This window comes from Microbacterium sp. A8/3-1 (assembly GCF_040267695.1).
GTDB lineage: Bacteria > Actinomycetota > Actinomycetes > Actinomycetales > Microbacteriaceae > Microbacterium > Microbacterium luteolum.
Map to the genome: position 1 here is coordinate 3,925,593 of NZ_CP158357.1, position 21,650 is coordinate 3,947,242.

The 21,650-nt window shown below is 71.4% G+C and carries 27 protein-coding genes; 12 read left to right on the forward strand and 15 right to left on the reverse strand.

Annotated elements, in window-relative coordinates; genetic code table 11:
• Positions 1-42: 42 nt before the first annotated feature.
• The 5 genes from phnC to ABS642_RS19135 are packed head-to-tail and all read left to right on the forward strand — an operon-like array spanning position 43 to position 5,575.
• Complete coding sequence (gene phnC / locus ABS642_RS19115; RefSeq protein WP_350351382.1) at positions 43-870, forward strand: phosphonate ABC transporter ATP-binding protein; 828 nt, start codon at positions 43-45, stop codon at positions 868-870.
• Positions 867-2,636, forward strand: a complete 1,770-nt coding sequence (phnE, locus tag ABS642_RS19120) for a phosphonate ABC transporter, permease protein PhnE (RefSeq protein ID WP_350351383.1) — start codon at positions 867-869, stop codon at positions 2,634-2,636. Before phnC ends, phnE begins: the two co-directional genes overlap by 4 nt.
• Positions 2,633-3,769: a TIGR03364 family FAD-dependent oxidoreductase gene (locus tag ABS642_RS19125; RefSeq protein ID WP_350351384.1), complete on the forward strand. Its 1,137-nt coding sequence runs from the start codon at positions 2,633-2,635 to the stop codon at positions 3,767-3,769. Before phnE ends, ABS642_RS19125 begins: the two co-directional genes overlap by 4 nt.
• Positions 3,766-4,473, forward strand: coding sequence for an HAD family hydrolase (locus ABS642_RS19130; RefSeq protein WP_350351385.1), 708 nt, complete (start codon positions 3,766-3,768; stop codon positions 4,471-4,473). Before ABS642_RS19125 ends, ABS642_RS19130 begins: the two co-directional genes overlap by 4 nt.
• A 13-nt stretch (positions 4,474-4,486) precedes the next feature.
• Positions 4,487-5,575, forward strand: coding sequence for an alcohol dehydrogenase catalytic domain-containing protein (locus ABS642_RS19135; protein WP_350351386.1), 1,089 nt, complete (start codon positions 4,487-4,489; stop codon positions 5,573-5,575).
• Between the two features lie 25 nt (positions 5,576-5,600).
• Here the strand turns inward: ABS642_RS19135 and ABS642_RS19140 are convergent, their stop codons facing one another.
• The 3 genes from ABS642_RS19140 to ABS642_RS19150 all read right to left on the reverse strand — a co-directional run bounded on the left by ABS642_RS19140 (position 5,601) and on the right by ABS642_RS19150 (position 7,143).
• Positions 5,601-6,122, reverse strand: coding sequence for a CinA family protein (locus ABS642_RS19140; protein ID WP_350351387.1), 522 nt, complete (start codon positions 6,120-6,122; stop codon positions 5,601-5,603).
• A 12-nt stretch (positions 6,123-6,134) separates the two neighbouring features.
• Positions 6,135-6,704 (reverse strand): FHA domain-containing protein, encoded by a 570-nt coding sequence (locus ABS642_RS19145; RefSeq protein WP_282216132.1) that lies wholly within the window; start codon positions 6,702-6,704, stop codon positions 6,135-6,137.
• Between the two features lie 76 nt (positions 6,705-6,780).
• Positions 6,781-7,143 carry a hypothetical protein gene (locus ABS642_RS19150; RefSeq protein ID WP_350351388.1) on the reverse strand — a complete coding sequence of 121 codons (363 nt, stop codon included), beginning with the start codon at positions 7,141-7,143 and terminating at the stop codon, positions 6,781-6,783.
• 75 nt (positions 7,144-7,218) lie between these two features.
• On the opposite strand from ABS642_RS19150, the gene ABS642_RS19155 reads away from it, so the two are divergent.
• The 3 genes from ABS642_RS19155 to ABS642_RS19165 all read left to right on the forward strand — a co-directional run bounded on the left by ABS642_RS19155 (position 7,219) and on the right by ABS642_RS19165 (position 9,555).
• A complete protein-coding gene (locus ABS642_RS19155; protein ID WP_282217448.1) occupies positions 7,219-7,566 on the forward strand; it encodes an ATP-dependent DNA ligase in 348 nt (115 codons plus the stop codon).
• A 127-nt stretch (positions 7,567-7,693) separates the two neighbouring features.
• Complete coding sequence (locus tag ABS642_RS19160) at positions 7,694-8,578, forward strand: SDR family oxidoreductase (protein WP_350351389.1); 885 nt, start codon at positions 7,694-7,696, stop codon at positions 8,576-8,578.
• 59 nt (positions 8,579-8,637) lie between these two features.
• Positions 8,638-9,555 carry an EamA family transporter gene (locus tag ABS642_RS19165; protein ID WP_282216135.1) on the forward strand — a complete coding sequence of 306 codons (918 nt, stop codon included), beginning with the start codon at positions 8,638-8,640 and terminating at the stop codon, positions 9,553-9,555.
• Positions 9,556-9,578: 23 nt separating this feature from the next.
• On the opposite strand, the gene yidC is transcribed toward ABS642_RS19165, so the two are convergent.
• Complete coding sequence (yidC, locus tag ABS642_RS19170; RefSeq protein WP_350351390.1) at positions 9,579-10,199, reverse strand: membrane protein insertase YidC; 621 nt, start codon at positions 10,197-10,199, stop codon at positions 9,579-9,581.
• A 200-nt stretch (positions 10,200-10,399) separates the two neighbouring features.
• Positions 10,400-10,672: a DUF6412 domain-containing protein gene (locus ABS642_RS19175; protein ID WP_350351391.1), complete on the reverse strand. Its 273-nt coding sequence runs from the start codon at positions 10,670-10,672 to the stop codon at positions 10,400-10,402.
• Between the two features lie 79 nt (positions 10,673-10,751).
• On the opposite strand from ABS642_RS19175, the gene ABS642_RS19180 reads away from it, so the two are divergent.
• Complete coding sequence (locus tag ABS642_RS19180; protein WP_350351392.1) at positions 10,752-11,798, forward strand: DUF561 domain-containing protein; 1,047 nt, start codon at positions 10,752-10,754, stop codon at positions 11,796-11,798.
• Between the two features lie 133 nt (positions 11,799-11,931).
• Here the strand turns inward: ABS642_RS19180 and purU are convergent, their stop codons facing one another.
• Positions 11,932-12,783 (reverse strand): formyltetrahydrofolate deformylase, encoded by an 852-nt coding sequence (gene purU / locus ABS642_RS19185; RefSeq protein WP_282216139.1) that lies wholly within the window; start codon positions 12,781-12,783, stop codon positions 11,932-11,934.
• Between the two features lie 86 nt (positions 12,784-12,869).
• On the opposite strand from purU, the gene ABS642_RS19190 reads away from it, so the two are divergent.
• A complete protein-coding gene (locus ABS642_RS19190) occupies positions 12,870-13,337 on the forward strand; it encodes a glutaminase (protein ID WP_350351393.1) in 468 nt (155 codons plus the stop codon).
• On the opposite strand, the gene ABS642_RS19195 is transcribed toward ABS642_RS19190, so the two are convergent.
• From ABS642_RS19195 to ABS642_RS19210, 4 genes are all read right to left on the reverse strand, one after another.
• Positions 13,334-14,050, reverse strand: coding sequence for a GMP synthase (locus ABS642_RS19195; protein ID WP_350351394.1), 717 nt, complete (start codon positions 14,048-14,050; stop codon positions 13,334-13,336). The genes ABS642_RS19190 and ABS642_RS19195 overlap by 4 nt on opposite strands.
• A gap of 44 nt (positions 14,051-14,094) precedes the next feature.
• Positions 14,095-14,847: a substrate-binding domain-containing protein gene (locus ABS642_RS19200; protein ID WP_350351395.1), complete on the reverse strand. Its 753-nt coding sequence runs from the start codon at positions 14,845-14,847 to the stop codon at positions 14,095-14,097.
• Positions 14,848-14,981: 134 nt separating this feature from the next.
• Complete coding sequence (locus ABS642_RS19205; RefSeq protein WP_350351396.1) at positions 14,982-15,320, reverse strand: hypothetical protein; 339 nt, start codon at positions 15,318-15,320, stop codon at positions 14,982-14,984.
• Positions 15,317-16,882 (reverse strand): PspC domain-containing protein, encoded by a 1,566-nt coding sequence (locus ABS642_RS19210; RefSeq protein ID WP_350351397.1) that lies wholly within the window; start codon positions 16,880-16,882, stop codon positions 15,317-15,319. Before ABS642_RS19210 ends, ABS642_RS19205 begins: the two co-directional genes overlap by 4 nt.
• Before the next feature lie 114 nt (positions 16,883-16,996).
• Between ABS642_RS19210 and ABS642_RS19215 the strand changes: the two genes are divergently transcribed.
• Both ABS642_RS19215 and ABS642_RS19220 read left to right on the forward strand, forming a co-directional pair.
• Positions 16,997-18,271, forward strand: coding sequence for a PspC domain-containing protein (locus ABS642_RS19215; RefSeq protein WP_350351398.1), 1,275 nt, complete (start codon positions 16,997-16,999; stop codon positions 18,269-18,271).
• Positions 18,264-18,923: a response regulator transcription factor gene (locus ABS642_RS19220; protein ID WP_350351399.1), complete on the forward strand. Its 660-nt coding sequence runs from the start codon at positions 18,264-18,266 to the stop codon at positions 18,921-18,923. The genes ABS642_RS19215 and ABS642_RS19220 overlap by 8 nt, the downstream gene beginning before the upstream one ends.
• A 24-nt stretch (positions 18,924-18,947) precedes the next feature.
• Here the strand turns inward: ABS642_RS19220 and ABS642_RS19225 are convergent, their stop codons facing one another.
• The 5 genes from ABS642_RS19225 to ABS642_RS19245 form a co-directional block, all read right to left on the reverse strand.
• Positions 18,948-19,355, reverse strand: coding sequence for a DapH/DapD/GlmU-related protein (locus ABS642_RS19225; protein ID WP_350351400.1), 408 nt, complete (start codon positions 19,353-19,355; stop codon positions 18,948-18,950).
• A 105-nt stretch (positions 19,356-19,460) separates the two neighbouring features.
• The gene (locus ABS642_RS19230; protein WP_350351401.1) at positions 19,461-20,234 is read right to left on the reverse strand and encodes a DNA-formamidopyrimidine glycosylase family protein; all 774 of its coding nucleotides are present in this window, start codon (positions 20,232-20,234) and stop codon (positions 19,461-19,463) included.
• Positions 20,234-21,121: an EI24 domain-containing protein gene (locus tag ABS642_RS19235; protein ID WP_350351402.1), complete on the reverse strand. Its 888-nt coding sequence runs from the start codon at positions 21,119-21,121 to the stop codon at positions 20,234-20,236. The genes ABS642_RS19230 and ABS642_RS19235 overlap by 1 nt, the downstream gene beginning before the upstream one ends.
• Positions 21,122-21,138: 17 nt before the next feature.
• Positions 21,139-21,405: a Txe/YoeB family addiction module toxin gene (locus tag ABS642_RS19240; RefSeq protein WP_350351403.1), complete on the reverse strand. Its 267-nt coding sequence runs from the start codon at positions 21,403-21,405 to the stop codon at positions 21,139-21,141.
• Positions 21,402-21,650 carry a type II toxin-antitoxin system prevent-host-death family antitoxin gene (locus tag ABS642_RS19245; protein WP_282216151.1) on the reverse strand — a complete coding sequence of 83 codons (249 nt, stop codon included), beginning with the start codon at positions 21,648-21,650 and terminating at the stop codon, positions 21,402-21,404. Before ABS642_RS19245 ends, ABS642_RS19240 begins: the two co-directional genes overlap by 4 nt.

Here is a 21,650-nt window from a genome sequence, read left to right on the forward strand (position 1 = left end):
GAAGGGCCATCCACCTCTCGCTCGATCTCACCAGGAGAACCCATGAACGCGGCATCCGATGCCCTCATCCGCCTCGAGGGCGTGACGAAGACCTTCGGGTCCACCACCGCGCTGAAGGGCGCCTCTCTGCAGGTCTCCCGCGGCGAGATCGTCGTGCTTCTCGGCCTCAGCGGGTCCGGCAAGTCGACGCTGCTCCGCCATCTCGACGGCCTGGAGCTCCCGACCGCCGGGTCGGTCGAGGTACTCGGTCAGCAGGTGCCGGCGCTGAAGGGCCGGGCGCTGCGGAACCTGCGCAGCCGGGTGGGCTTCATCTTCCAGCAGTTCGAGCTCGTGCCCTCGCTCACGGTGCTGGAGAACGTGCTCACCGGATCCCTCTCGGGGGTGCGCGGTCCGCGCCTCGGCCTCTGGGGCTACTCGAAGGCCGCGAAGCTCACCGCCCTCGAGCACCTCGATCGCGTGGGCTTGCTCGACCGCGCGTATCAGCGCAGCGACACCCTCTCCGGCGGACAGCAGCAGCGCGTGGCCATCGCCCGTGCCCTCATGCAGAAGCCCGACATCCTGCTCGCCGACGAGCCCGTCGCCTCGCTCGACCCGGAATCGAGCGACCAGGTCATGGCGCTGATCCGCGAGATCGCCGCCGACGAGGGGCTCACGGTCGTCTGCAGCCTGCACCAGGTCGATCTCGCGATCTCCTGGGCCGACCGCATCGTCGGCCTCCGGCACGGCGAGATCGTGCTCGACATGCCGACCACCGACCTCACCAAGACCGAGGTCATGGAGATCTACGGCCGCGTAGCGACGACGACCGCCGAGATCGCCGCCGTCACGATGGAACTCGCCGAAGCCGCGTCGCAGGTGGCTGCGTCATGACGGTCGTGCGCCCTTCGACAGGCTCAGGAACCCAGGGGGCAGGGTCAGCGACCCACTCCGGAGGTCCCGGGGCCCCGGGTGGGGTCGCCGCGCGCGCACCGCGGCGCCCGCTCTCCCCGGAGCGCATCGCGGCGTCGCTGACGCTGCTCGCGCTCCTCGTGGTCGGCATCCTCGCCGTGAACGAGGTCGGCATCTCGATCCCCGCGATGGTGCAGAGCTGGGGCAACGCCGAGAACTTCATGGCCCGCGTCGGCGGCCTGTCGTTCCCCGAGGCCGGTGACCTCGCCTGGCTGATCGCGCTGACCGTCGGCCTCGTGCTCGTCGGCACGCTGCTCGCCGCCGTGCTCTCGGTGCCGATCGCCTACCTCGCCGCTTCCAACACCACCCCCGGCAACGGATGGCGTGCGGCCGCCCGCTTCATCGGCGTGCTCACCCGCGCGCTTCCGGACGTCGTCCTCGCGATGGCCTTCGTCCTCATGTTCTCGCTCGGCACGCTCCCCGGCATCCTGGCCATCGGCATCCACTCGATCGGCATGATCTCGAAGATGTTCGCCGATGCGATCGAGCAGATCGACGAGGGGCCGCGCCTCGCGATCCGCGCCGCCGGCGGCTCGAAGATGCAGGAGTTCACCTCCGGCATCCTGCCCCAGGTGCTGCCCAGCTGGGTGGCCACGGTGCTGCACCGCAACGACATCAACCTGCGCGGCAGCGTCGTGCTCGGCTACGTCGGCGTGGCCGGCCTCGGACTCGAGATGTCGTACGCCTTCAAGGCGCTCAACTACGGCAAGGGCCTCGGCATCGCCCTGGTCATCTTCGTCCTCTGCATCGTGATGGAGATCGTCTCCAGCATGGTGCGCGGCGCGATGCTCGGCCAGCAGAAGCAGACCCGCTCGTGGATGGACCGCATCGTCCACCCGCGACTCCGCGGGCGCAGCGCCGAGCCGACGACCACCCGCCCGACCTGGGCCGCCAGCCCCGCGACGGCCGTGCGCCGCCCGTGGACGGCGCAGCGCGTGCAGCACGCGATCGCCGGCATCGTCGCCGTGCTCATCGTGGTCGGCAGCGTCGTGGTGAGCCAGATCAACTGGCTCGACTTCTTCACCTTCTGGGGCAAGCTCCCCGAGGTCGCCGCGAAGTTCTGGCCGCCCTCCTTCGGCAGCTACGACGCGACCGTCATGTTCGAGGCGATGCGCGACACCGTCGCGATCGCACTCGCAGCGACCGTGCTGACCCTGCTTCCCTCCGTCATCCTCGGCTCGCTCGCGGCGAGCAACGTCGCACCGAGTTCCGGAGCGCGCGGCGTCGCACGGTTCCTGCTCGTCGGCATCCGCGGCATCCCCGAGCTGATCCTCGCGATCGTGCTCGTGGTGGTGACGGGGCTGGGCCCGCAGGCCGGTGTCATCGCGCTCGCGATCGGCGGCATCGGTCTGCTCGGCAAGCTCATCGCGGACTCCTTCGAAGAGGTCGACCGCGGACCGGAGCGCGCATTGCGCGCCGTGGGCGCCACCCGTCTGCAGACCTACACGTCGGCCACGGTGCCGCAGGGGATGCAGGCGCTGATCGGCCACAGCTTCTACATGCTCGACACCAACATCCGCGCGGCGACGATCCTCGGCATCGTCGGCGGCGGCGGCGTGGGCTACTACCTGCTGAACGCCAGCCAGGGGTCGCGGTACGAGACCGTGACCGCGATCGTGCTGATGATCCTCGCCACCGTGCTCGTCGTCGAGGGCCTCGCCATGTGGATGCGGAAGGTGTTCCGATGAACGGCGCACAGGACACAGCCGACCTCGTGGTCGTGGGCTCCGGCATCGTCGGACTCGGCGCCGCGTACGCGGCGGTCCGACGCGGCCTTCGCGTCATCGTCGTCGACCGTGCGGATGCCGTGACCGGAGCCACGATCCGCAACTTCGGGCACCTCTGCATCGGGGCGCAGAGCGGAGAGGCCCGGCGCTACGCCGACGCCTCCCGCGAGCTCTGGCTCCGTCTCTCCCAGGACGCCGGGTTCTGGCTGCGCGAATCGGGCACGCTGGTCGCCGCCCGCCACGACGACGAGATCGCCGTGCTCGAGGCGGCCGCCCGGCTCGGCGGCATCCGGATGCTGGAGGCGGACGAGCTCCTCCGCCACGCACCGCTGCGGCGCGAGGGACTCCTCGGCGGCGCGCACATCGAGACCGACCTGCAGACCGACCCGCGCACTGCGGCCGCAGCCATCGTGCGCCACCTCGCGGCGCTGGGCGTGGAGTTCCGGTTCCGCACGGGAGTCACCGCGCTGGGAGCCGGTCGCGTCGACACGACGCGCGGCACCCTCCGCTGCGCGAACGTGGTCGTCGCCGTGAATCACGACATCGACCAGCTGCTCCCCGAGGTCGCCGAGCGCCACGGCGTCGTCCGCTGCGCGCTCGACATGATGCGTGCGGCCGTGACGTTCCGGCATCCGCTCGCGGCCCCCCTCTTCACCGGCTGGTCGCTGGTGCGCTACGGGCGGTTCGACGGGCCGGAGGCCGACGCGCTCCGCGAGCGACTGCACGCCGAGCGCCCTGACCTCGCCGCCCTCGATCTGAATCAGATGTACACCCAGTTGCCGGACGGCTCGCTCATCATCGGCGACTCCCATGCGACAGCGACCTCGCCGGCGCCGTTCCAGCCGGAGGCCGCGTTCACGGCGTTCCTCGCCGAGGCCGAGGCGCTGTTCGACATGCCGACGCCGCGCGTGCTCGAGCGCTGGCAGGGCGTCTACGCGAAGGGCTCGCAGGAGTTCCTCATCGAACGGGGCGATGAGGGCGCGCTGGTGCTCGCCGCGACCACCGGCATCGGAATGACCACGGGTCTGGGGCTCGCCGAAGAGAATCTCACCGCCGCCTTCGGGTGGGCACCCGCAATGGAAGGAACATCATGACCACTCCTCTCGAACTCCTCGTCCTCGACATGGCAGGAACCACGGTGCTCGACGACGGCGTCGTGGAGCAGGCCTTCCAGCGCGCGGCCGAGCGCACCGGCGTCGCCGACCGGATGCCGTGGGCCGAGGCACTCGATCACGTCCGCGTGACCATGGGCCAGTCCAAGATCGATGTCTTCACCCACCTCGCCGGCGGCGACGTCGAGGCGGCCCAGCGCGCCACCGCCGCCTTCGAGGGGGCGTACGCCGAGATCGTCGCCGAGCAGGGCGTCACGGAGATCCCCGGTGCGGCCGATGCGATCCAGGGGCTCAAGGACGCCGGACTCACGGTCGTGCTGACCACGGGCTTCGCGCCGGTCACCCGCGACGCGCTGATCGACGGGCTCGGCTGGCACGGACTCGTCGACCTGGTGCTCTCACCGATCGACGCCGGCCGCGGCCGCCCTGCCCCCGACCTGGTGCTCACCGCTCTGCTCCGCACGCAGACGTCCTCCGTCGCGGCGGTCGGCGTCGCGGGCGACACCGTCAGCGACGTCGAGTCCGGACTCCGTGCGGGGGCGGGCTTCGTCGCCGGTGTCCTCAGCGGCGCCCACGACCGGGCCGCACTCGAGGGCGCGCGAGCGGATGCCGTGCTCGACGACGTCACCGACCTCCGCGACGTGCTCGCCGATCGCGGACTGCTGCGCGCGGTCCCGGCCTCCTGAGACGCGGCGCGACATGGGCACTCTGCTGATCCGTCCGCCCGGCCACCGGCGCGACGTCGCCCTGCGCCCCGCGGCCACCGCGATGGTGTGGATCGGCGAGGGGCATCCGCACGAGACGATCGCGGTGCCGGGCGTCGCCCTCGCCGACGGCGACGTGCTGGTCGCGGTCGAGATGTCCACCATCTGCGGCTCCGACGTGCACACCGTGCAGGGGCGGAGGTCGGCCCCGACCCCGCTCGTGCTCGGGCATGAGAGCGTGGGGCGCGTGATCGCGACCGGTGATTCCGGGGCGAACGCGGTCGACGGCACCCCGCTCCGCATCGGCGACCGCGTGGTCTGGTCCGTGACGGTCTCCTGCCGGAGCTGCGATCGCTGCCTGCACGGGATGCCGCAGAAATGCCGGACCCTGGGCAAGTACGGCCACGACCGCGTCGGCGCGCACGGCGACCTCACGGGAGCGTTCGGAACCCACGTGCAGCTCCGCGAGGGCACCGCCATCGTGCGCGTGCCGGAGGCGCTGCCGGCATCCGTCCTCGCTCCGGCGTCCTGCGCGACGGCGACGGCGTGGGCGGCGATGTCGCGCGCGGCCCGAGACCACGAACTCGACGGCGCGGCCGTGCGCATCCACGGAGCGGGTCTCGTCGGTCTGTCCGCCGCGGCCATCGCGGCGGAGCACGGGGCTGAGGTCGAGGTGCTCGATCCGAACCCGGCGCGCCGGGCCCTGGCCGCACGTTTCGGTGCCGGCGACCTCTCGCGGGAGCCCGATGTCGTCATCGAGGCGTCGGGGCACGCGGTGGTCGACGCGCTCGACGGGGTCGCGGTCGGCGGCACCGTGGTGCTCGTGGGCAGCGTGTTCCCCGCCGATCCCGTGCCGTTCGACGCCGAGAGCGTCGTGCGCCGCATGGTCACCGTCGCCGGCATCCACAACTACACCGGTACGGAGCTGGCGGAGGCGGTGGCGTTCCTCGCCGGTCGCGGCCGCGCCTATCCGTTCGCCGACGCGGTCGGGTCTGTCCGTTCGCTGCTGGACATCGACGAGGCGCTCGTCGAGGCCGCGGGGCCCGAGGCGCCGCTGCGCATCGGACTCGTGCCGGGACGCTGAGTCAGGGAGCCCTGAGCCCGGCGGGTCAAGCGGGGCCATCGCCCTCGATCTCGTGCCCCGGACGTGCGGGCTCCAGGCCGTCGGCGTGGAACGAGAGCATCCGGATCGCGGCCTCGACGGTCGCCTCGATGATGTCCTCGGGGTCGCCGTCGAGGGCGAGGCGGCGATGCCCGACCCCGTCGGAGGTCGCCCAGCCGAGGTAGACGGTGCCGGCCGGATGTCCGCCCTCCGGGCCGGGACCGCCCACACCCGTCGTCGAGACGCAGATGTCAGCGTCGAAGAGCTCACGGGCTCCGACGGCCAGCTGCTCGGCGGCTGCGGCGGAGCACGGATCCGTTCCCGGTGCCAGCCCGAGGACCCGCTCCTTCACGTCGGTGAGATAGGCCACGATCCCGCCGGCGAACCACTGCGAGGCATCGGGCCCGGCACCGACCGCGTTCGCGAGTCGGCCGGACGTGAGGGATTCCGCGACGCTCACACGCAGGCCCTGGGCCTCGGCGCGTTCACCGAGCCGCGTGACGTCTGCGGATCCGTTCCCGTCGTTCACCGGTCCTCCCGGTCAGATGCCCCGGTCCGGCGCGGACTGCGGCTCGTTGGACTGCGGGGCGTCGGTGGACGCGGCATCCTCCGGCAGCGGCTCGGTGGCCGACTGGGGCGCCTCACCTGCCGCGTAGTCCGGACGCGGGGGCTGCAGCGGCTGGTCGGAGTACTCGCCGCCCTTGCGGCCGCCGAAGGGGCGTCCGTGATCGGCGAACTCCTCGCGCGCGAAGACAAGGGTCCACGGCCCGGCGGTGAACCGTGCTCCGGTGCGCAGGGTCTCGGTGGCGTCGCCGTCGTGGGTGGCATCCGCGCTGGGGTTCGCGTTCATCTCGCCCTCGCCGTGGAGCGTCAGGACGTATTCGTCGCGCTCGTCGTGCGTGATCGTGGCGTGCACGGGATCCGTGTCGGCCAGCCGCAGCTCGTTGCCCTCGGCGGAGCCGATGCGCACGACGTCGGCCTCGAGAGCGAACTCCGATCGCTCATCGTCGCGCGTGATGCGCAGGAGCGGGTTGCCGGCACCCCATTCCGCATGCGTGGTCGTCGGCGTGTAGCCCTCGTCGGGGCGGTCGTCGATGTGTCGTGCGTTCATGGCGGTGGCCTCCTCGGGTCGGTCTCACAAAGCTAGGCGGCGCTCATGGTTCTGCGTGAGGGGGTTGACTTCCCTCTCACGAAGCGTCGGTCGCGTCGGTCTCGTCGGTCTCGACCGCCTCGTCCGTCTCGTCCTTCGGGATCATGTCGGCGGTGAGCAGGGTGATGCCGCCGCTGGAGTTCGCCGACGTCGCCATCGCCGTGATCCACTCCGGCTGCAGTTCCGGAACCACGGGATCTTCGAACGTGAAACGCAGGGGGATGGACGGGTGGAGCCAGATCGTCGAACGACCCTCGGGGTCACCGTCGGGATGCCGCCACGATAGGGTGAAGCTCTCATTCCGACGCAGCTTGGTCGCGATCACCACCTTGAGGTGTGCCAGCACCAGATCGTCGATCTGGATAGGATTCCTCGCGTCACCGTAGTACAGGATGCCCATAGGCCCTACGCTACGCAGACGGGGATGAATCGGACAAGGCTCGTCGGGCCGCCGCATCCGAGAACCGAGGAGAACATGGGCAAGTTCGTCTACGAGGGCGGCGTGAAGACCGAGATCGAGGATCGCGCTCTCACGCACCTGCAGCTCGTCATCACGGCCAAGCTGCGTCGTGGGGAGCCGTTCCCGTTCAGCTGGCGCGAGGACGCGAGCGTCGGCGGCGGGCGGACCACCGTCTGGATCCAGCCCAGCAGCTCGCTGGTCTTCAAGTACTTCGGCAGCCGTCAGCCCTCCATCAACCGCGCCTGGATCGAAGCGCTCGCCTTCACGGCGAACGCCCCCAGCGGGCTGTACCTCGTGCCCGAACCCTCCGACACGGGCGAAGCGTCGGGTTCGGGAGACGCACCGGTCAGCGCCCCGGTCTAGCGGGCACTTTCCGTCCGGCGGTCTCCGCTGTCAACCCCCTGCCCGCGATGCCTGCCGTCGGGGAGGCTCGTCGCTGACGCTCGGGCCACGCCTGCTCGAGCACACGCCGAGCAGACGAGGAGCCAGCATGGCCGACAGCACATCCGACCCCCGGCACGCCCACCGTGAAGAGGGATTCCCGGCGCAGCAGCAGGACCAGCCGGGTCTCACGGACCGCACGACACCGACGCCCGATCACGGCGAGGAGAGCTACGTCGGGCACGGCCGGCTCGAAGGGCGCCGCGCGCTGATCACCGGCGGCGACTCCGGCATCGGACGGGCCGTCGCGATCGCCTTCGCCCGCGAGGGCGCCGACGTCGCGATCGCGCATATGCCCGAGGAGCAGGCCGACGCCGACGCGACGCTCGCCCTCGTCCGGGAAGCCGGACGCCAGGGCCTCAGCCTCGCCGGCGACGTGCGCGACGAGACGTTCGCCACGGATATCGTCGCTCAGACGCGCCGCGAGTTCGGCGGCCTCGACGTGCTGGTGCTGAATGCCGCGTACCAGCACGACATTGACGGGTTCGAGACCCTCTCCACCGAGCGGATGCGCCGCGTCTTCGACACGAACCTGGCCGGACTCGTGTTCACGGCGCGTGCGGCCTACCCCGACCTCGAGCCGGGGGCGAGCATCATCGTGACGTCGTCGATCCAGTCGTCGCAGCCCTCACCTGGCCTCATCGACTACGCCATGACCAAGGCCGCCCAGGTCGCCTTCGTCACCGCGCTCGCGGAGGAAGCGGGGCCGCGCGGCATCCGCGTCAACGCCGTCGCTCCCGGCCCGATCTGGACGCCGCTGATCCCCGCCACCGGATGGGATGCCGAGCGCCTCGCGACGTTCGGTGCCGACACCCCGCTCGGACGCGCCGGACAGCCGGCGGAGCTCGCCGGCACCTACGTGCATCTCGCGTCGACGGAATCGTCGTACGTCACCGGAGCGGTGATCGCGGTGACCGGCGGAAAGGCGCTCTGACGCGGGACGAACCACCGACACGACGCGGCCGTCGCGGCGATCGCGCCTAGGCTGGACGGGTGCAGAAGCCCGCGGCATCCGGTCCCCTCGTGGGGGTCGCGCTCGTCGTCGGGTCCTGCCTCTCCCTGCCGTTCGGCGCGGCGGTCGCGTCCCAGCTCTTCCCGGCGCTCGGGCCGTGGGGCGTCACCTCGCTCCGCATCGCGATCGCCGCCCTCCTCCTGGTCGTCATCGTGCGGCCACGGCCCGGCCGATGGACGCGGAGCCAATGGCTGACGGTGATCCTCTTCGGGGTGTCGCTGGCGGGGGTGAACGGCTTCTTCTACGCGGCGATCGACCGCATCCCCCTGGGTCCAGCGGTCGCGATCGAGTTCCTCGGGCCGCTCGTGCTCGCCGCCGTGCTGACCAGGCGACTCGCGGATGCCGCCTGGGTGGGGGTCGCGCTCCTCGGCATGGTGCTGCTGGGGATCGACGGACTCGTCGGCGCGGAAGCGCTCGACCCGCTCGGCGTCGTCCTCGTCCTCATCGCGGCCGGCTTCTGGATGATGTACATCCGGCTGGGCGCGCGCGTCGGCGCGCTCATCCCCGGCAACAGCGGACTGGCGATGGGGCTCGTCGTGGCGGCCGTGCTGCTGCTCCCGGTCGGTGTTCCGACCGTGCCCGTGGTGGCCGCCGACCTGCAGCTGCTCCTGCTCGCAGCGGTCACCGCGGTGCTCGCATCGGTCATCCCCTACAGCTTCGAGCTCGCGGCGCTCCGACGCCTGCCGCAGCGGGTGTTCGGCGTACTGCTGAGCCTCGAGCCGGCGTTCGCGACGCTGGCGGGATGGCTGATCCTCGGCCAGGACGCGACCCCTCTCCGGCTGCTGGCGGTCGTGCTCGTCATCGCGGCCAGCGTCGGCACCACGCTCGGTGCGCGTGGGGGACGCCGCGGAGACGGCGCGTCGGGCCCGTTCACGGCACCGATCCCGCTGCCCGACTGATCCGCCGTCTCGCGCGTGAGGCGTCATGCCCGCACGGGGACCGCCAGCGGGAACCGGCGCCGCAAGATCACGCGCTGCACCAGCGTCCAGATGACCGTCACCGTGAGATACAGGGCCGCGGCGAGCGGGACGAACACCGCGAACACGGCGGTCAGGTAGTGCAGCGCCGACGCGATCCGCAGCATCGTCGGCGAGTTCATCGGCGAATCGTCTCCTTCGACGGGCGTCGGGCGGAAGACGCGACGGGTGACCTCCGCGACCGCGATCATCACGAGGAGCAGCGCGCCGAAGACGAGCCACGTCGAGGCGGTCGCGGTGCCGCCGAAGATCGCCGACACGAGGCTCGTGCCGAGCGGAGCGCCGAGCAGATCGTGGGCGAGCAGATCGTTGGCGTGCCCGGCGATATCGGTCCGGATGAACAGCGTGTAGAGAATGCCGATGACCGGAGCCTGCGCGAGCACCGGCAGCATGCCGGCGAAGGGGGAGGTGTTCTCCTCGCGATACAGCGCGAGCGTCTCCTTCTGCAGGCGCTCCGGGTTCTTCTTGTGGCGGCGCTGCAGCTCGCGCAGCTTCGGGGCGAGGCGGGATCGGGTCTGCTCGGACTTGGCCTGCGAGATGCCGACCGGGATGAGCAGCGCCCGCACGAGCAGCGTGACGAGGACGACGGCGAGGGCCGCGGCGGATGCCCCGGCGAGGGGTTCGAGGAGCGTGGAGAGGCCGACCAGGGCGCCGTAGGCGGCGTTCAGGAGGGCGGCGAGGGGGGAAGGGCATAGGGGTCCATGGAGGTGTCCGTTCGAGACGTCGGGAAGGGTCGGCGAAGGCCGCGTTGTCCCGAGTGAACGGACTACGCGGCGGTCGCGACTCCCGGCGCCCGCGGGCGGGGATGGCCCGCGGCATCCGGATCGCTCTGCGCGAGGAGGGTGCCGACGTCGATGGCGCGCAGCGGATGCGGCTCGTCGGCCCCGGTCACCGGGCGCACGCTCAGCACGACGGCGAGCGTGAGAGCGGTCACGGCGAGAAGGGCGACGGCGAGACCGAGGGCCGCGGCATCCGGCATCGAGACGAGCCCGAGCGCGGTCGCGAGGATGCTCAGCATCTGCCCGAACCACTCGCTCATGCGCGCTCTCCCTTCCTCCAGCGAGGGTAGCACCGGCGACCGGTTGCGCGATTCGAAAACGAGGTGGGAGGCTCGAAGCATGAGTGACCTTCGCGCGCTGCTCGGGATCGAGCATCCGATCTTCCTCGGTCCGTACGGCGGGCTCTCCTCCGTCGGGCTGACCGCGGCCGTGAGCGAGGCGGGCGGCTTCGGCCAGTTCGGCCTGTACGGCTACGACGGTGACCGCATCCGCGCGACCGGCGCCGAGCTGCGCGCCGCGACCGAGCGGCCGTTCGGGGTCAACATCTGGCTCCCCACCGGCGACGAGGTCGCGCCCAATCCGCAGCACACGATCTTCGCCCAGGCGCTGGAGCCGTTCTATGAGGCGGTCGGCGTCGAGGTGCCCGCGCGGCCCGAACAATACCTGCCGTCGCTCGACGAGCAGCTCGAGGCGATCTGGGAGATCTCGCCGGCGGTGCTCAGCGTCGTGTTCGGCGTGCCGTCGGCCGAGCTTGTCGATGAGGCCCGTCGGCGCGGCATCCGCGTGGTGGGAACGGCGACCACGGTCGCCGAGGCCGTCGCGCTCGCGGAGGGCGGCGTCGACGCGATCGTCGCGACCGGGATGGAGGCCGCGGGGCACCGGGTCTCGTTCCTGCGTCCTGCCGAGGACTCGCTGGTCGGGACCTTCGCGCTCATCCCGCAGGTCGTCGACGCGGTGGACGTGCCGGTGATCGCGGCGGGCGGCATCGCGGACCGGCGCGGCGTCGCGGCGGCCCTCGCACTCGGCGCTTCGGGCGTACAGGTCGGCACGGCGTTCCTGGCCACAGAGGAGTCCGCGACGACGGATGCGCACCGGGCGGCGATCCGCGCCACCGCCGCCGACGAGACCGTGCTCACCCGGGCGATGAGCGGTCGGCTCGCGCGCGGGGCACGCAACAGGGTCGTGCGCGCGATCGAGGCGAGCGGCACCATCGCGCCCTTCCCGATGCAGAACTGGCTGACCGGCCGCTTCCGGACCGCGGCCAATCAGCAGGGCCTCGGCGAGCTGCAGGGCCTCTGGATGGGGCAGGTCGCGCCGCTGATCCGCTTCGACACGGCGGCCGAGGTCTTCGCGGAGCTCGTGGCGGGGGTGCCCGGCGGGCGCTGACCGCCGGCATCCGGTGTTCCGGTCGCACTCCATGCCGCCTGCGCGGCGCCGAGGCGGCCAGAACTGCGACCGGAACGGGCAGGGGCGGCAGAGATCGCGACCGGAACAGGCAGCCGACTGGGGGTCCGCCGCGTCAGAGGATGACGGTGGACTTGCCGTGCACGATCACGCGGTCCTCGGCGTGCCACTGCACGGCGCGGGCGAGCACCTGGCGCTCGACGTCGGCGCCGCGGCTCTGCAGCTGAGCCGCGGACTCCGAGTGCGTCACGCGCGTGACGTCCTGCTCGATGATGGGTCCCTCGTCGAGGTCGGCCGTCGCGTAGTGCGCGGTCGCGCCGATCAGCTTCACGCCGCGATCCTTCGCCCGCGCGTACGGGTTGGCGCCGATGAAGGCAGGCAGGAAGGAGTGGTGGATGTTGATGACCGGAGCACCGAGCCGCTCGATGAAGTCGTCGGTGAGGATCTGCATGTAGCGTGCGAGCACGACCAGGTCGACGTTGCCCTGCAGCAGCTCGAGCTGGCGCTGCTCCATGAGCTCCTTGTCGCCCGAGGGGATGTGCACGAACGGCACGCCGAAGGAGCGCACCGACTCGGCGAGGTCCGGGTGGTTCGAGACGACCATCGTGATGTCGATGTCGAGCTGCCCGCGCTGCGTGCGCCACAGCAGCTCCATCAGGCAGTGGTCGTACTTCGAGACGAAGATCGCGACCCGCTTGCGGCGGGCGACGTCGTGGAGCGACCACTCCATGCCGAAGCGCTCGGCGACCACGGCGATGTCGGCCTCCAGGGCAGGACGTGCAGCCGCCAGTCCGTCGAGGTGGATCACCGTGCGCTGGAAGAAGCGCCCGCCCTCCGAGTCCGTCGAGTGCTGGTCGAGCGAGATGATGTTCGCGCCGTGCCGCGCGAGCACGCCGGCCACCGCTGCGACGATGCCGGGCTGGTCGTCGCAGGCGATCAGGAGGCGGGCGGTATCGGGCTGAGACATGGAGACTCCTCGAGGGTGTGCATCGATTCTGCCGTGGATGCACACCCTCGGGCTAATCGCGCGAGCCCGGTCGCTACTCTGGAGCGGTGACGACGACGAGCGCACTGCTCACGCAGGCCGTGCAGGAGCTCACCGGCGCGCCGAAGGAGGGGCTCGGTGAAGAGCGCGAGTCCCGCTGGCGCGGCCGGCGCATCGTGCGTGTCGGCGAGGCCTGGCACCTGGGCGCTCTGCTCCTGACCGAGACGCACGCTCTGGCGACCGCCGAGGTGCTGCGGGCGGCCGACCCCGGACGCCGTGGCTACACCGCCGAGTCGGCGCGGGCGCGGGCGGAGCGGCGGGCGGAGGCGCTGCGCGGCGGATTCGCCGAGGGCGATGTCGTGCACGTCGGCTGGAGCGTGATCGACGTGGACGCGGTGGATGCCGGAGGGGCATCCGGTCCGCTCGCGCTGATCGACGGAGTTCCCTCGGTGCGCTGGAGCGCCGCCGGCGGATTCATGCCGTTGGACGCATACCTGCGCGAACGGGTGCCCCTGCTGCGCGGAGGCGTCGACTAGGCGAAGGTCTCGGCGAACCGTCGGAGGAGGGCTGCGCCCTCGGTGACGGATGCCGCGAGCACCTGACCCTGCACCCGATCGAACTCGTCGGGGTCGAAGTAGCCGGTCGTGCGGTAGAACGTCATGCGGTCGGCGAAGTCGCGCGGCGTGGGCTCCGGATGGAACTGCGCGGCGTACAGATGCGTGCCGACGCGGTACGCCTGCACGGGGCAGACCTCGTTCGTCGCGAGCAGCACGGCTCCGGGCGGAGTGCTCGCCGCGCTCTCCTTGTGCGCCGTGAACACGGTCAGGGCGTGCCCGCTGGGCCCGAAGATCGGGTCTGCCGCGCCTTCGGGAGTGGTGTCGATGACGGCGGCACTGGCCGATTCGGGCCTGTCCGTGACGACCTCGCCGCCCAGCATCCGTGTGACGACGCCGATGCTGAAGCAGGTGAAGAACACCGCGATCTCGCCGGCGATGGCCGAGTGCGCGAGCGCCTCGAGATTCGCCTCGACCCGCCGCTGCACCGGAGACTTCGCGTCGTCCGTCACGTTGAACGGGGACCCGCCGACGACCAGGCCGCGGTAGCCACGCAGGCGCGCCGGGTCGAGGGGCTCCTGGAGCAGATCGAGGCGGTCGACCACGTCGGCTCCGAGCGCCCGCCGGAACGAGGCGTGCTCGGCATCCGCCGCCCCGGTCTCGGGTCGCACGCACACGTAGAGAAGCGAGGCCATCAGGAGATTCTAACGATCGCGCGGTGGTGTGCCCGCCGCCGACGTCACCGGGAGGAATTCGCGGTTCGTCCGCGCACGATCCCGACGAACGTGTCCACATCCGGCGTGGTGCGATCGCGCGGCCAGACCAGGGCCACGGTCGACAGCGGGCCGTCGACCAGACGCCGGTGGTCGGCATCCTTGCGGTGGTGCATGCGCGCCAGCGACATCGGCACGATCAGGATGCCGACCCCGGATGCCGCGGTGGCGATCGCCTCGTCCGTCGGCAGCGGTGCGAACGTCGCCGGACGGGTGCCCGGAAGATCGAGCGGGCCGAGCACGTCGTCGGTCAGGGGGATCAGGACCTCGCCCTCCAGATCGGTCGCCGTGAGCTCGTCGACGGCCATGAGGTGCGAATCGGCGGCGGCGACCACGACGGGGACCTCGTCGTAGAGGGGGATGATGTGCAGAGACGGGTCGGTGAGAGGGAGCCGCACGAGGCCCGCGTCGAGGTCGTCGATCGCGGCGCGCTGCCCGGCGACGTCGATCGGGACGACCTCGAGCGGAACCTGCGGCATCCGCTGCTTCCATGCGTCGATCCACTTGCCGGGAGTCGCGCCGGGGACGACGCCGAGACGGAACGTGCGCGGCTCATCGGACTCGGCCGACGGGGCGTCGAAGACGACCTTCTGCTCCGTCCTCGCGGTCTTGCGCGGGGGCTTCGGCGGCGGGAACCGCTCGGCGGGGGCGGCCTTGTTCCGCCGCACGGGCGTCGGCTTGCCGGTTCCGCGGCCGGGTCGTCGTGCCTGCTTCGCCATGGGGTCCAGGGTACCCGGCGGCGAGACGGCCCGGCTGGGTGCACGAAGGCGGCCATCCGCGAGTCCTGCGGCCGATTCCGCAGAATGCGGCCGCAGAACGTCGAGATGGCCGCAGAGATGCAGCGCGATGGCGGCTACTCGGCGGGAACGTGGCCGAGCGGATGCTGCTCGCTGCGGGCCGCGATCCCGCGCTGCGCCCGGCGGACCAGGGCGGAAGCGCCGGCGACGAGCAGCAGCACGCCGACGGTCAGGATCAGCAGGGCGCTCATCGTGGTCGGACTCAGAGACGTCGTCCAGTCGGCGACGCCCGCGCGACGGTCGTCAGCGGAGAGCAGCCAGAGCGCGCCCGCTGCCACCGCGGCGAACAGGGCGCCCCAGATGATGGCCGCCCATCGGGTGCGGGGGCGCGTGATCGTCGAGTCAGCGGCAGGTGCGGGGCCGGTCGTCGCGGCGAGGGGGGTCGAGGTGCTCATCGTTCGTCTTCCTTCTCGGGCTCGATGACGGTGATCGAGATGTCGCCGTTGCGCTGATCGATCGTCACGCGCTGCACGGTGGTCGTCGGCGCGTTCTCCGCGCCGATGCTCTCGGAGACGACCGAATCGCCGCCCCGCTCGGTGGGTGTCCAGGTTCCGCTGTCGATGATCATGCCGGTGTCGGCTTCCACGCGGTGCCACTCCACGGTCGCCGTGCCCACCGTGGCGCGCAGGTCGAGCTGCACACCGGGGTCGACGGAGATCCAGGTGCTGCCGGTGCCCTTCTCGATCACGATCGGGCGCGGGCCGTCGTCGTGCTGGTTGAGGGTGACCGAGAGGTCTCCGAAGGGCTGACGCACCTGTGCGGCCTCGTTGTTGGAGATCGACGCCCAGCCCAGGGTCACGTCCGAGAAGGCGGAGAAGCCGCCGGCCACGAGCCCGCCCGCCAGGGTGAGCACGGTCGTGAAGGCGAGGAAGCCGCTCCGCCGGCGGAACGCACCGGCCACGATCATCCCGAGTGCCAGCACCAGTGCCGCGGACAGCAGGCCGAGCGCGCCGCCCGTGCCGTCTGCGCCGCTCCAGAGCCCGACCGCGGCCCCCGTCACGATGGCGAGACCGATCACGGATGCGACGATCGCGAAGCCGGCGCGAGGGTTCGAGGCCCGGCGGATGCGGCGGCGCTCGGCGGCCTCCGCGGCGAACACCGCGGCTTCCGCCTGACGCTCACGGCGCAGCTGGTCCCTGACTGCGCGCTCGGCGTCCTGCTGCTGACGGCGCCAGGCCTGGTCCTGCTCCTTCCACGCCGCGTGCTGGACACGCCACGCGGCCACGTCTGCCGGGTCTTGGACGCCGGCGGGCAGCGGTGCCGGAGGCGGGGGAGGGATCGATCCCTCGACGTCGGCCGTCGGCCCGACCGCGGAGGCAGGGACGGATGAGAATGCGGATGTGGCGTCCGCCCCCTCGGCGGTACCCGAACCGCCGAGGGGGACGGACGCGGCCGGGGCCGCCTGATCTGCGGAAGCCATCGGCAGATCAGGCGCGGAAGCACCCGGGGTGCGGCTTGCAGCACGCACGATCAGGAAGAGCAGGCCGCCCACGATGACGAGACCGACGATCCAGCCGAACAGCGCCAGCGCCGACCAGCTCTCGTAGCCGAAACCGAACAGTCGGCCGGTGAGCGGCGCCGTCGGGATGAGCCCGACGATCGCCATCCCGAGGATGCCGAGCTGCACGGGCTGGTAGTCCTGCCGCAGCAGATCGCGGAGGTGGACCCGTCCGTCGATATCGGGCAACAGGGCCCAGGCGAGGGCGTAGAGGAAGATCACGGGCAGACCGAACAGTGCCGCGACCACGAGCACGCCGCGCACGATCAGCGGATCGATGCGCAGCCGCGCCGCGATGCCGGCCGCGATGCCGCCGAGCCAGCCGTCCGAGCGGGCGACGCCGAGACCGGCGACCCAGAGGAGGAAGCGCTCGGCGCCGTGAGGGGCGACCGGACCCGCGGAGCCGACGGCGTGGTCGGCGTGGTCGGCGGGGGGCGGAGGCGCAGTCGGAATCGTCATGCTTCGATCCTGGCGGCAGCGGCAGCCGTCCTGCCATGGGGGGAACCCCTGAGCGCCCCCTGATTCTGTTCGGGGGAGGCCCCGGATGAGCGGCCCGGATGGTTGGATGTCGACATGTCCTCTTCAGCGCCCGCCCCCGCGCGACCCTCTCGCGTCGCGGTGCCTGAGCGACCGCCGCGGCCTCCGCTGACGCGGGATCGCGACTGCCTGGTCTCCGGTGTGAGCGCCGGCCTCGCCCGTCACCTGGGCGTTCCCGTGTGGATGGTGCGCGGGTTGTTCCTCGCGCTCGCGATGTGCGGGGGTGCCGGCGTCCTGCTCTACGCCTGGTGCTGGACGTTCACGCCATGGGCGGAGGGGGACAGCACGCCGACGAGACGGATGCCGGTCGCCTGGCTGCTGCTCGCCCCCGCGGTGCTCGGTGTGCTGCTCGTCGCTCTCGGGGGCCACAGCGCTGATGACGTCCGCGCAGAGATGCCGTCGGATGCCGCTGTCGTGGTGGTTTCCTCTGCCATGGCGGTTTGCGCGACCGTCGCGCTCGCCGCTGGTGCGGGGCTCTGGGCCACCCTGATCGACCGCACCGACACGGCCAGAGGCCCGCGGCACACGACGATCCTCCGCATCCTGTCGATCCTGCTCCTCGCGGTGACGTTCGGTCTGCTCCTCACGAGGCCGGTCGGCAGCGTCGCCCTCGTGCTCATCCCGCTCGCCGGGCTCCTCGCCGTCATCTCCTCGACGCTGATCTCGCGCTGGCGGGAGCTGGCCGGAGAACGCGTCCGTCGCATCCGCGAGGAACAGCGCAGCGAGATGGCCGCGCATCTGCACGACTCGGTGCTGCAGACTCTCGCGCTGATCCAGAACAGAGCGGGGGCGTCGAGCGAGGCGGCTCGTCTGGCGAGAGCCCAGGAGCGCGAACTGCGCGCCTGGCTCTACGACGGCGATGCCCCGGCCGACAGCGACCTGGCGACGGACCTGCGCGACTACGCCGGAGGCCTGGAGCTCGACTACCCGGTGAGGATCGACGTCGTGTCGGCCGGGCTGTCCACGGAGCGCGCGAGCGGCGAACTCGCCGCGGCCGCCCGCGAGGCGATGCTGAACGCCGCACGGCATGCCGAGGGGGAGATCTCGGTGTACATCGAGGGCAGCGCGACCGGCGTCGACGTGTTCGTCCGGGATCGCGGCACCGGATTCCGTCTCGACGACGTGCCGAGCGACCGACTGGGCGTGCGCGAGTCGATCATCGGACGGATGCGACGCGCCGGCGGCTCCGGCACGCTGCGCAGCGACGAGAACGGGACCGAGGTGCACCTGCGCATCACGACGGGGCCACGCGGCGGATCGACCCCGCAGCCGGCGAGCCCGTCGCAGAGCGAGGAGGACGAGCGTGGCTGACAGCATCCGGATCGTGATCGTCGACGACCATTCGATCTTCCGCTCGGGGCTCCGTGCCGACCTCGATGCGAGCGTCGACGTGGTCGGAGAGGCTGCCGATGTGCCCTCGGCGATCGCGGTCATCCGTGAGACGCAGCCCGACGTCGTGCTGCTGGACGTGCACCTTCCGGGCGGAGGCGGCGACGACTCGACCGGCGGGGAGTCCGTGATCCGCGGCGCGATGCCGACGTCGTCGCGCTTCCTGGCGTTGAGCGTGTCGGATGCCGCGGCCGACGTCGTGCGTGTCATCCGTGCCGGAGCGCGCGGCTACATCACGAAGGGCTCGTCGGGCGCCGAGGTGAGCGGTGCCGTGCATGCGGTGGCCGGCGGCGACGCGGTGTTCTCGCCGCGGCTCGCCGGTTTCGTGCTCGATGCGTTCGGCGCCGTCGCCGGCGAGATCGCCACCGCGACCGATGAGCTCGACCGCCTCTCGGCGCGCGAGCAGGAGGTCATGCGGCTCATCGCCCGCGGGTACGCCTACAAAGAGGTCGCCGCGGAGCTGTTCATCTCGATCAAGACGGTCGAGACGCACGTGTCGTCGGTGCTGCGCAAGCTGCAGCTCTCATCACGGCACGAGCTCACCGTGTGGGCGTCGGAGCGCCGCCTGCTCTGAGAGCCGGCGGCTGTGTTCGCGCGCTCAGGCGGCGAGCCAGAGGCCCTTCGAGGTCGTCGCGACGGTGAGCCCTGCGGCGACCGTCTCGTCGTCGCCGATCCGCGCGCCGCGGACGATGCGCGCTCCGGGTCCGACCTCGGTGCGGACACCGACGTGTGCGTTGTCGCCGACGGCGGCACCCTGACCGATGTGCGCGTGCGCTTCGATGTGCGCACCCTCGCCGATGACGGCATCCGGTTCGATCCATGCGCCACGAGCGATGGTCGCTCCCGCGCCGATGCGCGCTCCGGGTTCGATGTACGCGCCGGCCTCGATGTGCGCCTTCGGGTGCACCTTGGCTCCATGCGCGACGAGACCGCGACCGTTGGCGTGCTTGCGGTACCGCAGCGTCGCTCCCTGGTCGTTCTCGATGTCGACGTAGTTCTTGCCCACGATTCCTCCCGTGTTCCGGAGTTTCCCCGGATATATCAACAACCACTGGAGGCGCGGATTCATTCCCGCGGATGGATGTCGTTCGAGGGGGTCAGGCGGTGGGGTTCACCGCTGGCAGGAGGGGCACCAGAACGTGACACGTTCTGGGGTGGGATCGGCGCCGAGCTCGCCGCGCAGGATTCTCGTTCCGCAGCGTCGGCAGGGGCGGCCGGACCGTCCGTACACCCAGGCGGCCTGGCCGGGACGATCGATCCCGGTGAACGTGCGGGAGGGGCGATCGCGATTGGCGCGGATCGTGCGGACGCCGAGAGAGAGGAGGGCGGTGACGTCGACCTCCGGTGTCGGAGTGGTCGGCAGGATTCCGCGCAGGAACAGGAGTTCCGCGGCGTATTCGTTGCCGAACCCTGCGACGTTGCGCTGGTCGAGGAGGGCGACGTGGATGCTGCGCGTGTCGGCGCCGAGGCGGCGGACGGCCTCGGGCATGTCCCAGTCGTCGGCGAGGGGATCGGGTCCCAGATATCCGACGAGCTCGCTCTCGTCTCGGGTCGGCACGACCTCGATCTCGGCGATGTCCACGCCGACGGCTTCGCGCTCGGCCGTGCCGACGATCGCCCTGACCTTGAACGCCGGATGCCGCCACTTCTCACCCGGACGATAGACGAACCAGGCGCCGTCCATGCGCAGATGGGAATGCAGTGTGCTGTCGCCGATGCGCAGGAGGAGATGCTTCCCGCGCGACACCGCGCCGTGGACGGGCTGACCGGTGAGATCGAGCGTCGCGAACCGGGGCACGCGCAGATCGAAGCGCGTGACCTCGCCGCCGGCCAGCGCGTCGTCGAGGCGCCGCGCCGTGCGGAAGACGGTGTCGCCCTCCGGCATCAGACCGCTCCCGTGCGGGGCGGAAGAGAGTGCGTCCCTGAGCCGGTGGCCGGGGTCCCTGAGCCCGAAGCCTGGGTCCCCAGGCTCGAGTTCTGGGTCCCTGAACTCAAGTTCTGGGTCCCTGAGCTTGTCGAAGGGTCCGACCCCGAAGGCAGCGGCGTGCGGGCGAGCATGTCGCGCGCCAGCATCGTGCTGCCGGCGACCGCGACCGGCATGACGACGACGGCGCCGCCGGGGGTGAGGAAGCAGAGCTGCGTCGCGACCCCGAACCCGAGCACGCGGGCCCGGCTGCCCGAGAACAGGGCTGCGCGGTCGGCGGGCGAGAGGTCGCGGGCGTCGAAGGCGCGGCCGGTGAGTTCGCGCGCGAGGAGTCGTCCGGTGAGGACCACGCCGGCGACCGGCCCGAGGAAGCCGCCGACGGCGGGGATGAGGCCGATGAGCAGGACGAGGATCGCGATCAGGATGCCGAGCACGACCAGCCGCAGGCCCTCGGCGACCGTGGTCCAGAAGCCGCCGCCGTCTTCCGGCGGAGCGTCACCGAGTTCGACCTCGACCGCGTGCCAGATGCGCTGGTAGAACGGGTCGCCGATCGTCAGGGTCAGTGCGGTGAACACGGCGCTGGCCAGGGCGAGGGACGCGACGACCACCACGAAGCCGACCGCACCGCGGACCAGGCCCTTCCACGGCGCCGGCCACTCCTCGGCGAAGGGCGTGATCCAGGCCGAGATCGAGGTCATGTTGAGGGCCAGGGGCAGCAGCACGGCACCGAGGACGACGATCGTGATGATGGCGGGGATCAGTCCGAGGTTCATCAGCCCAGGGCGGGTGCGCCACAGGCCGAACCCGCGCAGGAGTGTGCGGATGCCGGCGGCGAACTCTCTGATCATGGCTCTCAGCGTAGGCGTCAGTAGTGGTAGCGGGCTTGCAGGACTGTGACGTGGTGATCCGTCGCGGTGTACACGAGTCGGTTCGTCTCGTCTATGCGCCGCGACCAGGCCCCTGCCAGCACGTGCTTCAGCGGCTCGGGCTTCCCGATCCCTTCGAGCGGATCGTCTCTCAGCACGTCTGCGATGAGCAGGTTGATGCGCTTGAGAGTGCGTCGATCCTGCGTCTGCCAGTAGACGTAGTCCTCCCACCCCTCGGCGGTCCAGACGAGGAGTCGCTGGCTCATGCCTCAGAAAGGTCGTGCTCCGCGACGTCGCCCGCCCGGGCGGCCGCGAGGGCGGACAAGAGGCGGTTCGCGTTCGCGGGAGACCGAAGGAGGTGCGTGGTCTCGATGAGCGAGTCGTACTCGGCCTTCGACATGAGGACGGCAGAACCCCGGCGTGACGTGATCTCCACCTCGGAGTGATCGAGGTTCACGCGCTCGATGAGCCCGAAGAGGTCTCGTCGTGCTTCGCTGGTGGTGATGGCCAT

Excerpts from the sequence above, each read along its gene's own strand:
- phnC (WP_350351382.1), top strand. The coding sequence starts at position 43 with ATGAACGCGGCATCCGATGCCCTCATCCGCCTCGAGGGCGTGACGAAG.
- phnE (WP_350351383.1), top strand. The coding sequence starts at position 867 with ATGACGGTCGTGCGCCCTTCGACAGGCTCAGGAACCCAGGGGGCAGGG.
- ABS642_RS19125 (WP_350351384.1), top strand. The coding sequence starts at position 2,633 with ATGAACGGCGCACAGGACACAGCCGACCTCGTGGTCGTGGGCTCCGGC.
- ABS642_RS19130 (WP_350351385.1), top strand. The coding sequence starts at position 3,766 with ATGACCACTCCTCTCGAACTCCTCGTCCTCGACATGGCAGGAACCACG.
- ABS642_RS19135 (WP_350351386.1), top strand. The coding sequence starts at position 4,487 with ATGGGCACTCTGCTGATCCGTCCGCCCGGCCACCGGCGCGACGTCGCC.
- ABS642_RS19145 (WP_282216132.1), bottom strand. The coding sequence starts at position 6,704 with ATGAACGCACGACACATCGACGACCGCCCCGACGAGGGCTACACGCCG.
- ABS642_RS19150 (WP_350351388.1), bottom strand. The coding sequence starts at position 7,143 with ATGGGCATCCTGTACTACGGTGACGCGAGGAATCCTATCCAGATCGAC.
- ABS642_RS19155 (WP_282217448.1), top strand. The coding sequence starts at position 7,219 with ATGGGCAAGTTCGTCTACGAGGGCGGCGTGAAGACCGAGATCGAGGAT.
- ABS642_RS19160 (WP_350351389.1), top strand. The coding sequence starts at position 7,694 with ATGGCCGACAGCACATCCGACCCCCGGCACGCCCACCGTGAAGAGGGA.
- ABS642_RS19175 (WP_350351391.1), bottom strand. The coding sequence starts at position 10,672 with ATGAGCGAGTGGTTCGGGCAGATGCTGAGCATCCTCGCGACCGCGCTC.
- ABS642_RS19180 (WP_350351392.1), top strand. The coding sequence starts at position 10,752 with ATGAGTGACCTTCGCGCGCTGCTCGGGATCGAGCATCCGATCTTCCTC.
- purU (WP_282216139.1), bottom strand. The coding sequence starts at position 12,783 with ATGTCTCAGCCCGATACCGCCCGCCTCCTGATCGCCTGCGACGACCAG.
- ABS642_RS19195 (WP_350351394.1), bottom strand. The coding sequence starts at position 14,050 with ATGGCCTCGCTTCTCTACGTGTGCGTGCGACCCGAGACCGGGGCGGCG.
- ABS642_RS19200 (WP_350351395.1), bottom strand. The coding sequence starts at position 14,847 with ATGGCGAAGCAGGCACGACGACCCGGCCGCGGAACCGGCAAGCCGACG.
- ABS642_RS19205 (WP_350351396.1), bottom strand. The coding sequence starts at position 15,320 with ATGAGCACCTCGACCCCCCTCGCCGCGACGACCGGCCCCGCACCTGCC.
- ABS642_RS19210 (WP_350351397.1), bottom strand. The coding sequence starts at position 16,882 with ATGACGATTCCGACTGCGCCTCCGCCCCCCGCCGACCACGCCGACCAC.
- ABS642_RS19215 (WP_350351398.1), top strand. The coding sequence starts at position 16,997 with ATGTCCTCTTCAGCGCCCGCCCCCGCGCGACCCTCTCGCGTCGCGGTG.
- ABS642_RS19230 (WP_350351401.1), bottom strand. The coding sequence starts at position 20,234 with ATGCCGGAGGGCGACACCGTCTTCCGCACGGCGCGGCGCCTCGACGAC.
- ABS642_RS19235 (WP_350351402.1), bottom strand. The coding sequence starts at position 21,121 with ATGATCAGAGAGTTCGCCGCCGGCATCCGCACACTCCTGCGCGGGTTC.
- ABS642_RS19240 (WP_350351403.1), bottom strand. The coding sequence starts at position 21,405 with ATGAGCCAGCGACTCCTCGTCTGGACCGCCGAGGGGTGGGAGGACTAC.
- ABS642_RS19245 (WP_282216151.1), bottom strand. The coding sequence starts at position 21,650 with ATGGCCATCACCACCAGCGAAGCACGACGAGACCTCTTCGGGCTCATC.